Annotated in this window: 8 protein-coding genes and 5 pseudogenes; 8 read left to right on the top strand and 5 right to left on the bottom strand. The window is 52.1% G+C overall.

All coding sequences use genetic code 11. From position 1 onward, the window contains the following. Nucleotides 1-4 precede the first annotated feature (4 nt). Nucleotides 5-298 (top strand): annotated as a pseudogene (locus D3Z90_RS04380) (transposase); the annotation flags it as partial. Nucleotides 299-344: 46 nt separating this feature from the next. Here D3Z90_RS04380 and D3Z90_RS04375 read toward each other — a convergent pair. Beyond that, nucleotides 345-1,319 (bottom strand): hypothetical protein, encoded by a 975-nt coding sequence (locus D3Z90_RS04375; RefSeq protein WP_136474570.1) that lies wholly within the window; start codon nucleotides 1,317-1,319, stop codon nucleotides 345-347. 300 nt (nucleotides 1,320-1,619) lie between these two features. On the opposite strand from D3Z90_RS04375, the gene D3Z90_RS04370 reads away from it, so the two are divergent. Then, entirely contained in the window at nucleotides 1,620-3,062 is a 1,443-nt protein-coding gene (locus D3Z90_RS04370; protein WP_136474569.1) for a PIN domain-containing protein, read from the top strand. 406 nt (nucleotides 3,063-3,468) lie between these two features. Then, a complete protein-coding gene (locus tag D3Z90_RS04365) occupies nucleotides 3,469-4,422 on the top strand; it encodes an endonuclease domain-containing protein (RefSeq protein WP_305956106.1) in 954 nt (317 codons plus the stop codon). A gap of 51 nt (nucleotides 4,423-4,473) precedes the next feature. Here D3Z90_RS04365 and D3Z90_RS04360 read toward each other — a convergent pair. Next, nucleotides 4,474-5,121, bottom strand: a pseudogene (locus D3Z90_RS04360) (integrase); the annotation flags it as partial. Between the two features lie 202 nt (nucleotides 5,122-5,323). Between D3Z90_RS04360 and D3Z90_RS04355 the strand changes: the two are divergent. From D3Z90_RS04355 to D3Z90_RS04345, 3 genes and pseudogenes are all read left to right on the top strand, one after another. Next, nucleotides 5,324-6,759 (top strand): annotated as a pseudogene (locus D3Z90_RS04355) (IS1182 family transposase). A gap of 382 nt (nucleotides 6,760-7,141) precedes the next feature. Then, a complete protein-coding gene (locus D3Z90_RS04350; protein ID WP_136474568.1) occupies nucleotides 7,142-7,906 on the top strand; it encodes a hypothetical protein in 765 nt (254 codons plus the stop codon). Between the two features lie 23 nt (nucleotides 7,907-7,929). Next, nucleotides 7,930-8,142, top strand: a pseudogene (locus D3Z90_RS04345) (tyrosine-type recombinase/integrase); the annotation flags it as partial. A 68-nt stretch (nucleotides 8,143-8,210) separates the two neighbouring features. Here the strand turns inward: D3Z90_RS04345 and D3Z90_RS04340 are convergent. From D3Z90_RS04340 to D3Z90_RS04325, 3 genes and pseudogenes are all read right to left on the bottom strand, one after another. Beyond that, nucleotides 8,211-8,681 (bottom strand): hypothetical protein, encoded by a 471-nt coding sequence (locus D3Z90_RS04340; protein WP_136474567.1) that lies wholly within the window; start codon nucleotides 8,679-8,681, stop codon nucleotides 8,211-8,213. Between the two features lie 29 nt (nucleotides 8,682-8,710). Continuing rightward, nucleotides 8,711-9,469, bottom strand: coding sequence for an HNH endonuclease (locus tag D3Z90_RS04335; protein WP_136474566.1), 759 nt, complete (start codon nucleotides 9,467-9,469; stop codon nucleotides 8,711-8,713). 539 nt (nucleotides 9,470-10,008) lie between these two features. After that, a pseudogene (locus tag D3Z90_RS04325) lies at nucleotides 10,009-10,539 on the bottom strand (tyrosine-type recombinase/integrase); the annotation flags it as partial. A gap of 245 nt (nucleotides 10,540-10,784) precedes the next feature. Between D3Z90_RS04325 and D3Z90_RS04320 the strand changes: the two are divergent. Both D3Z90_RS04320 and D3Z90_RS04315 read left to right on the top strand, forming a co-directional pair. Further along, nucleotides 10,785-11,426, top strand: a complete 642-nt coding sequence (locus D3Z90_RS04320; RefSeq protein ID WP_136474565.1) for a hypothetical protein — start codon at nucleotides 10,785-10,787, stop codon at nucleotides 11,424-11,426. A gap of 794 nt (nucleotides 11,427-12,220) precedes the next feature. Continuing rightward, complete coding sequence (locus D3Z90_RS04315; protein WP_136474564.1) at nucleotides 12,221-12,868, top strand: tyrosine-type recombinase/integrase; 648 nt, start codon at nucleotides 12,221-12,223, stop codon at nucleotides 12,866-12,868. Nucleotides 12,869-12,892: the final 24 nt, after the last annotated feature.

Below are 12,892 nucleotides of genomic sequence, written 5' to 3'. Positions count from 1 at the left end.
TGTGATGGCAAAACGTTACGAACTCTCGGACGAGGCCTGGGATGTTGTCTCCGATCTCTTCATCGAAACTCATAGCCGAGGGCGGCCACGTTTGAACAACCGCCTGATGCTCGATGGCGTACTCTGGGTGCTCTGCTCGGGCGCTTCGTGGCGAGATATGCCGGAGCGCTTCGGCGCATGGTCAACGGTGTATCAACGGTTTCGCGGCTGGCGAAATCAGGGGACGTTCGATCAGATGTTCAAACGCTTAAACCTGAAATTGAGTGAGCAAGGCTTGATCGACCTGCAACGCTATCTCCCGGCTGGTAGCCATGCTTGGGTGTTCGAGTAAGTCCGCCCAACCGCTACGTAGAGGTCTTTGCACGACCACGGGCACGAAGACGTGCCTCTCTGAATCGTCCGCTTGCGAAAAGCCTATCGTGCTCTGAAGAAGTACTCGCTAATCTGACATTCCAAAGATACTCAAAAGCGGCATAGTGCCCAGAATCGATGCTGTCAATTTGGAAGCGCTTACTGAAAGCATGGGAATTGGCTAGCGTGGATCTGAGTGAGTTGTAATTCGGATCCAAGAATGCCTGATAAAAAATATATTTTGCTTCATGAGCAGTCAACTGCGAAGACAAAATGCTGAAATAATACTCTTTTCTTTCCTCATCGAAGCAGTGATGCGTCACGACATCAAGGATCGTATTCAAGGTCTCCATATATCTAGACTGCCTAGACAAGGAGGCATCACATAGTTGGTAAAGAGTATACGCATAGTCATCTTTCTCTTCCAAGGTGCCGTCCATAGGAAAATCACCGGGAAGTTCTATCTTGCACTTATCCTCAAACCTCCGCTGCTTGGAAATCAGTGCATTTACGCCCTCCATGCGGACATCTGAATTGCGTTCAACCCTAACTGATATCTGGTACAGATTATCTTTGTACAAAGCAAGGATACGATAGAACGACTCTTCAAACTGCTGCTGCCTGAACGTCAGGCTTTGATTTTTAATTTCCTCTCGGGTTTCGGACAATTCTATTCTGGTAAGCTTAAGATCCTCTCGCTGCAAGAATATTGTGACTAGAAGCCCCGCGAACCCTAAGCCTGTAAACAAACTGTTCAGCATCCCGAAACTATCGCCAAAAGTACCCGCACTTGCAATAGAGTATTGATCGATAGGCCAGGTCTTGAATACTAAAAATGCGGCATATACTATGACCGTAAGTACAACGCCTCCCACGCAAAACAGTAGAACATTGCGGATATGCAGGCTTGGGGGAGCCTCTGGATTAGAATGATCATGCATATAGAAAAATCTTGACAGTGATTCCATGGTTAACCTTATCAACTGAGACTCATCCAAAAATATTGCGAGAGCTAATGTCAGGGTTCATCAGTGAGTAGCCATCACCAGCCAACCTCAGTGCTGTGATGAAACGGCCAAGACGCGCCTCCACCCACCCTCTCCGCTAGAATGCCATAGTTGTGCCTTGTGCATAAGCGCTTTTGAGATATGATGCTATGAGGTGCTGCGACCCGACACAGAAGGGTTCTGCCGCTCGCGCCAGGGAGCAGAGCTAGTGCTTGTCGGTGAATGATTTAGTTTTGGGATGGCTGGCAGGAAAATACGAATATGGACAGCAGCAAAACCCTTTTTGTGTTCCCGGATACGAACGTGTTCGTTCAATGCAAACAGCTCGGAGCATTGAACTGGAACGACTTGGGAAATTATGAAAAAATTGTTTTAATGGTCACTCGGCCAGTAATCGCTGAAGTTGACCGTCAAAAATCCGGAAGTGGAAAACTCGCCAGGCGAGCAAGACTTGCAAATGGGTTGTTTGCTAAATTCTTGCAAGAAGACCAAGTAAATATTGACACCCAAGGGAATGGCCCCACCGTATTGGTATCGCTTGGGCAAGACTTAGAACCCTCTCCCGAGCTCAATGGTGAGATGAACTATAGTCATGTCGATGACCTATTGGTAGGCATCGCTCATGCTTATCAGAAAAACACGGACGCTAAGGTCTTGTTCCTATCATATGACACTGGGCCTCTTTTGAGGGCAAAACGGGTTGGCGTTCAATTTCAGAGAGTTCCGGAAAATTGGCTTTTGACAGCCGAAAACGATGAAGACGAGCGAAAAATTCAAAACCTTGAGGCGCAATTGCGCGAGCTGACCTCCGCTGAGCCTAGGTGCAATATTTCTTTTGAAGAGGATTCTTGGACATTCAGTTATCGAAAGCACCTAGCGCTTTCGGATGGTGAAATCTCAATGCTCATGAACATGCTGATTGAAAACAATCCCATCAGGACTGACTTCAGCGCCAAGGAGCCGGAGAGACGAGGGTTAGGCGCCACTGCGTCACTCATGCCACTGTCTCGCTTTATGCTCCCGAGTCAAACAGAAATCAACAGATACAACGACAAATATGAAAAATGGATTACTGACTGCGAGAAATTATTCACAAAATTACATTTAGAGCTAGATAGGCGTGATGGAGAAATCATCGTAACCACTCTATTGAACAATGCTGGAAATCGCCCAGCCGAAGATGTTGTGGTTAGATTCAAAGTAAAGGGAGCGGAGTTTGGAATTTTGAGTCCAACTGACCTGGATGATGAGGAGGAGCCAGCTTTCACCGAAATCCCTCCACCGCCCTCCCCCCCGAAAGGCAAGCACGTTTCTCCTCTATCTCACTTCACAGACCTCGCATCACTAGGCTTTGATTCTTCGCTTTTAGCGAGTGATCGCCTATTGAATACAGATATTTTTTCGAAACACAACCGCGACGCAAACGGATTTTATTGGAAGTTTGGGAAACCGAAATCACCGACTGACAATGTGGAGTTCGAATGCAAGCAGTGGCGGCATCAGGATGGCAATGAAAGCTTCAGTTTGAGAATTGTCACCAAGGGATCTGAAAAAAATCTTCGCGGGGCCCTTCAAGTTACAGTCAGCGCCGCGAACCTACGAGCGCCAGTGAAGTCTACGAAATCCATTCAAATAGAAATTGAAGAAGTACATATTTTTGCGATTGCAAAAAACCTAATCGCACAAATTACTTCACCTACATAGGGAAAATAATTTCTTGATTGGAGCTCGGCACATCTGCTGAACCCCCGCTTCAAAAAGTGCGGCGCCTCCTCACTTTCTACTCAAGAAACGTATTATTTCTGGGGGGGAGCTCATGCTTGTGAGCCTCCCCGGAATGAGTCGAGTGAACTAGGTTCTGTATAAAAAAAAGATATCGCAAACACCGCATGGAACAAGCCAGTAAAACCATGGCGGCATAGCTTTAAGCAAGAGGATTTGGGGGTACAGTCGCTCTGAGGGGCAATTTTCCAGCATAATCGAGGCGGCGTGACGCGTAGCTCACCCGCCGAGATAACGCAGAGGCTTCAATTGCTTATGAGCAGTACAAAACAAGGGCAAACAGGAGCGCACAAGGCGCACAGCCCTCTATAAATTGGGAACGGACACAATGATGAAATACCCTGGGCACCCTACTACGCCCCCAAGTTGGTATCGCGACAGAACTCCCTCCCCCATCGAGAGTGCGTTCAGTGAAGCAGCGGCAGACCTAGCAGAGAAAATCCAGCGAGAGCACTGGTTTGGGGATAGTCAGAAGCATCATCGTTTTCGGGTTGACTTCCTGCTAGAGGACGCTCGATTGATCATTGAGCTTGACGGGCACGAATACCACTCTTCTAAGGAACAGATAGCAAAAGACACTCAAAGGCAACGCTATCTGACGCGAGCTGGCTATACCGTACTCAGGTTCACCGGGAGTGAGATCCACCAGAGCGCGGATCAATGCGTTGCCATCGTCAAGCAGACCTATCGAGAAATCCTCCAGCGAGCCCCTGCAAAATACAGGGTCATGTACGTCGACTACTCATTCTTACTAAAGCAAACTCACGCCGCAGTGCGATTTTATAAGGGCCTGTATCCTGAGAAGAGGCTTTGTGCACCTTCACTGGCAGAGCTTATCCCGCATGCAATCCAGTGGTTGCACGAAAAATCATTCATCACTGTCTATGTATTCGCCCCACCCCACTTAGAGGACGAAATAAAGGCACTGGACGCGCAGGTGCTTGAATACGAGAAAGGGGAGGTAAAATTTACTACGTTGGCGAGTGAGCTTTACTCCATTGATCTCGGAGAGCACATGCAGAGCTATGCTCACCTATTTGATGAGTTCATTTTGATTGCTGACGACCCTGTGTACGTAGATCCACTTATCGCGGTATTGCCTCGCCAGATGAGCCAGCGAGCGGTCGGCGACTATACCCACGAATACCTAGCGAACGGAAAGCTTCTTCGCCTCTGCAACGACGAAACGTCCTTCATCCCGGGAGACCTCAATCGCGTTCTCTGGCAGAACGTAGGCTACGCTATCGGGTCAGCAATGGGGCTTCATCCCTATGAGCTCTAGCTCTTTCTCTCAAGCATTCAGTTGATACAGAGTCGCGACACCAAAGAAGATAACATGGTGGTCCACCGCATTCCATCGTGTCGCTGAGGCGCCAGCTCGGCCACCTTTGGTGCCATCCTGGATGTTGATCCTGCCTAGGTCGCTAGCCTCACGGCGCAGCCGTGGCAAGTCGGCTAGGATGGCCTCACGCAAGCGCATGCCGGTGGCTCGCGCCAACAGAACGATTGCAGCGGCCCGTAGCTGGTGATCGCGGCAAAGCACATCGACAATCTGCTTAACCTGTTTGCGGTCTTGGCCCTGCGGCACCGAGTGTCGAACTCCGCTGCGCTGCATACCCAACGCCTTGCTCGGACTTGGCAGTTTCACATGCTGATCACCGCGAAGCGCTGCCATGGTCCTGTTAACGCTGGATAGCCGGTTTTGCGCGGTGCTGACGGAGAGATCACCGCGCTTAACAATGTCGCGCAGATACGCCGCGTAGTCGGCCAATACCTTTCGATCAATCTGCCGCGCATCATTGATACCGGGCCCCTGTTCTGAGCGGCACCACTTCACGAATGCCTGCCACCGATCACAGTGTGCCTTCACTGTGCCGTAGTGGCCGCCGCCGAACATGTCTTTCAGTGCCTGAGGTCCTGCGTAACTCAATTGCCTGCCGTAGCCGAAATTACGACCATCGCGTCTACCCACCAATGCCATGTCAGTCACCTCATCGTCCGATCTCCGATCCTCGTCCCACGTCATCCCGCCAAGAATGTTGAGTGTTATCAGGGATCAAGGCCCCTGCGACCTGTGGGGAATGTCCACTACGCGGGACTGGCGGCTCCTTACGTCCCAGGCTGTGTGAAAACGCCCGTGGTTGTCTAACCTTCTGGTCGTCGTGATGGTGGCGAGGACAATCATGAAGCGATTCATCGAAGGTGAGGCTCGGACGCAGGCCACATTGCTGCCGGAGTGCCTGGACGACTACATCACCGATGAAAACCCAGTGCGAGTGGTCGATGTCTTCGTCGATGAACTCGACTTGAGCGCGCTCGGTTTCGCAGGCGTCGATCCAGCAGCTACAGGTCGCCCGGCCTACCATCCAGCGACCCTGCTGAAGATCTACATCTATGGCTACCTAAACCGCATTCAGTCCAGCCGCCGGCTTGAGCGTGAAGCTGAACGCAATGTCGAGTTGATGTGGCTCACGGGGCGTCTGGCTCCAGATTTCAAAACCATCGCCGATTTCCGCAAGGACAACGGTAAAGCCATTCGCGGCGTCTGCCGTCAGTTCGTGATCCTCTGCCGTAACCTCAATCTTTTCTCTGAGTCGATCATCGCCATCGACGGCAGCAAATTCAAAGCAGTGAACAATCGCGACCGTAACTTCACTCAGGCCAAGGTGAAGGCTCGCATGCAGCAAATCGAGCAGAGCATTGAGCGCTATCTGTCAGCGATGGATTCAGCAGACCGGGCAATGCCGGAGGTGGCTGCGGCCAAGGCCGAACGGCTGAAAGAGAAGATTGAAACGCTGAAACAACAGATGCAGAAGCTCAAACACATCGAAACGCAGCTACTTCAAAGCCCAGACAAACAAATCTCTCTCACAGATCCCGATGCCCGATCAATGTCAGTTGGCGGTCGGGGTAGTGGGACCGTTGGCTATAACGTACAAACTGCCGTTGACGCCCAACACCATCTGATCATCGCGCATGAGGTGCGAATGTTGGTCATGATCGCGGGCAACTGAGCAACATGGCGAAGCAAGCACGCGATCAAATCGGTGCTGAGTCGCTGACGGTCGTTGCCGACCAGGGCTACTACACAGGCACGGAAATCGTTGCATGTGAGCAAGCTGGAATTTCGACCTTCGTACCGAAACCACTGACCTCTAGCAGCAAAGCCGAAGGTCGATTTGGTAAGCAGGATTTCCTGTACGTCTCGGAATCGAATGAGTATCGATGCCCTGCGGGAGAATTGCTGACCAAGCGCTATTCAACGTGGGAAGACGGGATGCTGATGCATGTTTATTGGTTCTCGGGCTGCCAATCCTGCGCAATGCACAAGCAATGTACGACGGGTAAAGAGCGGCGATTGAAGCGCTGGGAACACGAGGCGGTCGTTGACGCGATGCAGGTTCAACTGGAGCACGATCCAGGGAAAATGAAGGTGCGCCGCCAAACCGTTGAGCACCCATTTGGAACGCTCAAGTACTGGATGGGGGCGACCCACTTCTTGACCAAAACCCTGCCAAGGGTCAGTACCGAAATGAGCCTGCATGTGCTCGCTTACAACCTCAAGCGAATGATGAGCATCTTGGGTACCAAGGGGCTGCTCGAAGCGATCAAAAGGTGAAAAATTGCCTACTGAGGCTCCGGTTAGAATCCCACAAAGTCCCCAAGAACGACTCGTACCGGCCAGATGCCCCCTGCGAGGCCAGTTGAGCTAACCCACGTAATCCCCCGCCAGTTTTACAGACGGCCCTAGATCTCCACGCCCTTCAATACATTCAGCGCGTTTTCAAACAGCCTGGGTCGATAGCAGTCACTCGCGACCGGCAGCTCTCGACCCATTGCGGACGTTCGCGAAGGGCGGATATCGGCCAAAATCGGATAGTGATAGAAAAATAAATCTGTCGCCTTTCGATCGTCTTTTTTGGCTGTGGGTTGTCAGCAGTGGCAATTGCGGGCAACGTTGTATCGCTCGGTTATCACGACTTTGAAAATAAGGATGGATAATGAAACTCAAGGATTGGGCTCAACTCGAGGCCCTTTATAAAATCAGTCGTAAACAACCCAATAAACACATATTTAAACTCCACAATGCTCGCAAGTTATGGCCAATGTGGTCAGCGATAGGGTCAACCGCATTGCTTTTTGTGTTCGCAATGTTCGGCATCAAGAACCCTACGCTGATTCCTTACACCTACATGGCACTGGCTCCTTGGGCTCTTCTGCTCTATGTCACGCGCCTTAAAGCATTGCGCATGGTTTACCCGCAGCAGTTTGCAGATCACGCGATTGACCACCAGCCGAGCCTAGAAAGGGAAAACACCCTTTGTTATGCCTTCTTTCTGGAGGGATTGCGCAAGGAGGGCTACACGGTTGAGAAACTACGCGAGTTGTCAGCTTATGCTGGCCTGACCGGAAAACCCGCCAGGCCTGCTTTATCCCAGAACCTGAGTTTCGCCTCTCTGATCGCGCTGATGATCGCGTTGTGCACGGAAATTATTAAAGCCACGCCTTTGTTCACATGGGGCAAGGGCTCGGTGATCGTGGTGCTGGGTATGGGCGCACTGTTCTTGAACTGGCTGGTACTGGACGGTATTCGCAGCGTTTCCTATGAGCGGATGTGCATAAAACGCTATGTCGAAATGGCCGTTTTCGACTTGGCTGAACTTCTTGATAAGACCGCCGAGTTACCTGTCGAGCAGCAGCTACCGGCGGTGTTGAGCATCGCAGAACGAGACAGTAGCGTCAGCCCTGTCGCTGATTTGTCCTAGCTTTTGGCTGCGAGTTAGATGCAGTCAAAGGCTGGGTGAAGGCCGTTGGCCTTGATCCAGCCATGTATGGCACTCATACGATGAGACGTACGAAGGCATCGCTTGTCTATCGCAGGACGAAGAACCTGCGGGCGGTTCAACTGCTGCTCGGCCATGCGAAGTTGGAAAGCACCGTTCGATATTTGGGGATTGAGGTCGATGACGCTCTGGAGATGGCAGAACAGACCGAGGTTTGATCATGCATAGCGGCGGTCTAAGCCAGACCGTCGCTGACCGGCCAAGAGTGGACGGTCATCAGAGCCGATCAGTCAGCCTTATTCGCATAGGCTTCGCGAACCTTGGAGTGGCCTGAGACTACCGCTCGTAGGATTACCAGCCCTCGATGAAGCAAGTCCTCGCTCCTTTGTGGCTCAAACCAGTGGCCGTTGAATTTCCCTCCATGGAACAAGTTGTTCCTCACTCTGCACACGAGGCGCAGAACGAGTTCTGCTTGGCTCTGATGGGTGGGAAGCGTCGTCGACCAACTGAGGACTCCGTCTAAAACCACTTGTTTTTTAGGGGGATGAGTAAGGTAGTACTGGATCGCGCCTTCAGTTTCCGCATTCGGTGGCACGTCAAAAACTGCTATCACTTGTGCTGCGAAGGTGCCCCAGTCGGCCTGTGGTTTATTTGGGGAGCCCTCCAGAAGCCCAACGGCCTTGAGGCAATACTCGCAGCGTGCGAATTCACGAAAAAACGAAAAGGCAAGGAGATCCAATTCGGTAAGTGTGGTCATGTTACGGGGTCCTCGCTGTTCGCGGGTGCCTAAGGCGCTTTGTGGACGTTCGTATTGTGGTATGCCAGATAGCGGTCTCCAAGAGAGTGCCCCTCTGCTGGTCGGAGGTCGGTTTGGTTGAGAGTGCGCGCGCCGTAATCAAGCTCGGCGTGGTGATTCGGGCATACGCAGACGATGTTCTCCAATATATCAGGTCCGTTATGGGGGGCTCCCAGTGGCTGAACATGATGGGCTTCAGCGTACCGGCTCCCATCAGGCAGTATGATCGTGTGATCGCAGAGTTGGCATTGGTAGTCGTGTAGTTGCTTGACTCGCCGTGCCAGCAATGTGTCGCGAATGATCCGATAAGTTGTTACTTCTGCGCGATCAGTTGAACCTTCAATATCAACGGCCGCAGGCGGCTCTGGAACAGTCTCCTGGGGGAGAAATGGCAACCAATCGAAGCTTTTCGATTTTTCAATTTCTTCCCTCCACCAGGCAAAGTCCTCAGGCTGTCGACCAAACAACTCAAAATAGCCTTTGCCCGGCATCAATGAGCTGCGATCAATCACCAGGCCGGTGATCGCTGGTTTGCGAGTTTCATACGTCCATTCAGCAAGAGAAACGAGTCCTTGGACCTTGAGGCTTTCGCCAAATTTTTCTCGCAGCTGAGGTAGGCCAAGACGGTCGTGCACTTCCTTGTAGCCGATGAAGGTTTGCGGGTTTGCAGGCCTTACGGAGGGTAGTTTGGCTACTAGGAGCGCCAACAGCCGCTGGCCCTGAGCATCAAGAGCAGTAATGGAAGACATGTGAGCAGTCCTTCGCGCAGAATCGATATGCAACGATATCAACATTGCAGCTTACCTTGTAAAGGCCTGTGGTCGAGGTTGGTGGGATTTAGCTGCTTGGGCCGCTAGTCGGAGATTGAAAAAGCGAGCAATTGCTGCACAGTACCTATGGTACGAAAATCTAAAAAAGTGGAAATGAGGGAAGGCGGCTGCCAGCCCTCAAATGCGAATCTGATGCCTACGTCTGCTTCTGGCCGATAGCGGTCAGTAGTGAGCGACCGCTTTCGACTCATTGCTGTCATTCACCGTTTTCGTTTCATCTGTGTCTAGAAATTCTCCTGAAGCGATCAGTACGGATTGCAAAGATCCGGGCTTTTCTTATAATCGCGATTAATTCCCATTCATATCTAGAGCAGGAAGCACTCGGTGTCCTACGCGCCCCCCTCCCACCACCTTCAATCGCGAAGCGGTCCATGACCTCTACCGGGATCATGCACAGTGGTTACACAGCTGGATCCGCAGACGCCTTGGCGACAATGATCGGGCCGCTGATATTACGCAGGAAGTGCAGGACGGTGCAGGGGACGCGGCGCTTGAATCGAGCCGGCCAGATCGAGCGCCGGGTTTTGAGTTATCTGCCCCGCCCGCTTCGCACCTCGCATGATCGTGGACAGGCAGTTCTGCACACGCAGCGCAACATCCATGGTGCCGCGATCCTTGATTCGCTGAGTGACCTCAAGCAGATCGTGGGTGTCGAGTTCAGCAATAGGCCGCTGGCCGATCAGTGGAAATACGTGGGTGCGCAACCTACTCAGGACAGTCTTCGCGTGGCCCTCAGTCCAGCGCCGGGACATTTCGACATGCCACTCCAGGGCGACGGTTTCAAAGAGAAAGCTCGCCCGCTGGGCTGCGATCTTAGCCTTCTGCTTTTCTTCCATCGGATCAAGGTTGTCGAGCAACAGTGCTTTGGCCTCATCGCGCTTGGTCCTCGCAACGGCCAACGAAACGATTGGGTACTTGCCGATAATCAGCGTGCCTTCCTTGCCGTTGGGTTTGAAATACCGCAGCCGCCAAGTCTTCGAGCCACTGGGCGCGTGGAGACAGGAACCAAACATAACACATACAGACCAATGTTTACGGTAAAGCCCAACCAAAACAAACCAAACGTACCCCTAAACGTATCCCTAAAAACTGATCCACCTGATCCTGCCCCGTGGGATACACACGCGCGGCCGACTACACGGTAGGGGCAGTGGACAGTTTACCGCCTGATGGGTACCGTCCTCACCTTTCGATCGCTCCGAATGATGGGCGATGAGCTAAAGGAGATGGTTAGGTGGCTTTTCCCTCATGGTTGACGGCTGAAAGAGCACTGGGAGCCGTCAGCGCTCTACTAGTTATTTCCGTTCCTGGTGCCTATACACTTGCATTTCAGCTTCAACAAGGACGAATAGACGACCGAGATAAGCAGGTCGAATCGCGTGACAAGGAGATCGAGTCGCTGACAATGGCAAAAACATGGAATGTTCCAGATACGATCAATCGACTGTCAGATATCAGTAAATCACTGCACCAACAATTTGCCTCGATGGACGAGCTCAAGACGCTTCGCAAGGAGAACGAAGGACTGCGTGCGCAATTGGCCTCTTTAACTGAGGAGGACAAGAAGAAAGGCCTGTCGCTACAAATCTTGTCCGAGCAAAATCAAACCCTTAAGAAAAACCTTGACAAGACGATTGTTTCAGATCAGGTAATCGATCTTCAGCAAGGTCAGTCTGCACAATTGATAAAAAATAACCTCGTCATCGGGGTGGATACGGTCTACCCGGGTGGTGGTATTTACGGCCGACTGGGCAATCAGCCTGTAACTATGGGAGTGGGAGAAACCAAAGAGCTTCGCGCTCTTGGTAAAGACTGCCGCCTGACTCTCGCTAGTACCGCATACCCACGGGCATCTTTCAGTTTTTCATGCTTTTAAGAGAACACCGTAATGCCAGACGGCGTCAGGATTTTGTTTGGTGTGAGGTCGAGAACACTCGCTGGCATCGCTAAGCAGTCTTTTGATTACCACGCACCAGAACTCGTTTGGCCATTTTGGCTTTTCGTCAGTTTCTACCCCGGGGCCCCTGGTGTTTATCAGACGGTACGGGGTCGGAAACCCGCGCCGTCTTGCTAGCGGCTAACCGGTTGACGATGGTTGACAGTTGACGAGGTTGACGGCCCACGAGGAGAAGGGTCAGGAGCCAGGAGAATGATTGATTGGGTTCACCACCCAGACGGGTGTGTTCACCCGATTCACCTGTTCACTAAGCTGGGCACCCTGCAGCTAACAAAGTCCCGCGGGTTTCCAGCCCCGTATCTTGCTCCGTCTCTCAGGGTCCCCCGGCTGGTTCAAAAAACGGGAGTGCGGGGACTGCATCTGCCGCTGAAGGCACGAACGAATAGGGGCATGGGGGCGCTAGCCAACTAAGACTCTAATGAGGTGTAACAGGTGTAATACGTGTAGCGCCCATCAATAACAAATTGATTTTAAAGGACTAAATTGTGGTTACACGTCAGCCTACCCGCTGTGTTCTAGCAGTGTAACAACTGGATCGGTGTAACCATGGCGAATCGGATTTCTATGTGTAATGACCATTCAAGCCCCACAGGATGACTTGTGGAGTCCCACATTCCGGGAACAGTACGGATGCAACAGGGGCGGCCTATCCTCCGCTTTTTTGTTGCCGTACTATGTTGGGATTGATGGCATATAGCGATGTAGAGTGAAAAATGCCCAAGGCGGTAGTCATCGAGGGTCACCAGCTCGAACATGCGGTGAAGATTGCTAGGGTAAGCAGCCCCGAGAATGGCAATCGTGACGCGGCCCTGCTGCCCACATGCTTCGGCACCGGCATGACGGTGACCGAGATTTGCCGACTGCGTGTAAGCGACTACGTAAGCGAATCCGGTGAGGTACTGATCGACTCCCAGGTGCGAGTAGAGCCTGCTTACAAACATCGCGCACGATCTCTGTGCTGGACGAACAAGAAACTGACCAATGCTATTGACGCACCCATGGTCGAACGCCTGGACCGCGGCCATGGAGTTTCAGCAAGGCGTATAGCCTACCGGGCGTCGTTGTTCGTGTCGGGCCGCACCGGTGACGGGCTGAAGATCAGTGCCACACAACGTGACGGCAAGACTTACTACAGCGCTAACCAGCTGAGTCGTCTCTATATCCGCCTGTTCGCCCAAGCCGGTGGTGAGGGTGCAAGCGCCCAATCAGGGTGGCGAACATTGGCGGTGAAGCTGAAGCGCCAAGGCATCGATTTTCGACATATAAGCGAGATACTGGGAATCGAGAGCCTAGAAGCAGTAAAACGGCTGTGCGCGGGTGATCCAGCGCGGCTTGGCGACATTGTGCGGAGAATTGTTTGATGGATGTTCACGAATTGATGCCGA

The organism is Pseudomonas sp. DG56-2 (assembly GCF_004803755.1).
Taxonomy (GTDB): domain Bacteria; phylum Pseudomonadota; class Gammaproteobacteria; order Pseudomonadales; family Pseudomonadaceae; genus Aquipseudomonas; species Aquipseudomonas auratipiscis.
The sequence above is the reverse complement of the archived record's forward strand: the minus strand, read 5'-3'. Positions and strand labels throughout refer to the sequence as shown.

Excerpts from the sequence above, each read along its gene's own strand:
- D3Z90_RS04365 (WP_305956106.1), top strand. The coding sequence starts at position 3,469 with ATGATGAAATACCCTGGGCACCCTACTACGCCCCCAAGTTGGTATCGC.
- D3Z90_RS04375 (WP_136474570.1), bottom strand. The coding sequence starts at position 1,319 with ATGGAATCACTGTCAAGATTTTTCTATATGCATGATCATTCTAATCCA.
- D3Z90_RS04340 (WP_136474567.1), bottom strand. The coding sequence starts at position 8,681 with ATGACCACACTTACCGAATTGGATCTCCTTGCCTTTTCGTTTTTTCGT.
- D3Z90_RS04350 (WP_136474568.1), top strand. The coding sequence starts at position 7,142 with ATGAAACTCAAGGATTGGGCTCAACTCGAGGCCCTTTATAAAATCAGT.
- D3Z90_RS04370 (WP_136474569.1), top strand. The coding sequence starts at position 1,620 with ATGGACAGCAGCAAAACCCTTTTTGTGTTCCCGGATACGAACGTGTTC.
- D3Z90_RS04335 (WP_136474566.1), bottom strand. The coding sequence starts at position 9,469 with ATGTCTTCCATTACTGCTCTTGATGCTCAGGGCCAGCGGCTGTTGGCG.
- D3Z90_RS04315 (WP_136474564.1), top strand. The coding sequence starts at position 12,221 with ATGCCCAAGGCGGTAGTCATCGAGGGTCACCAGCTCGAACATGCGGTG.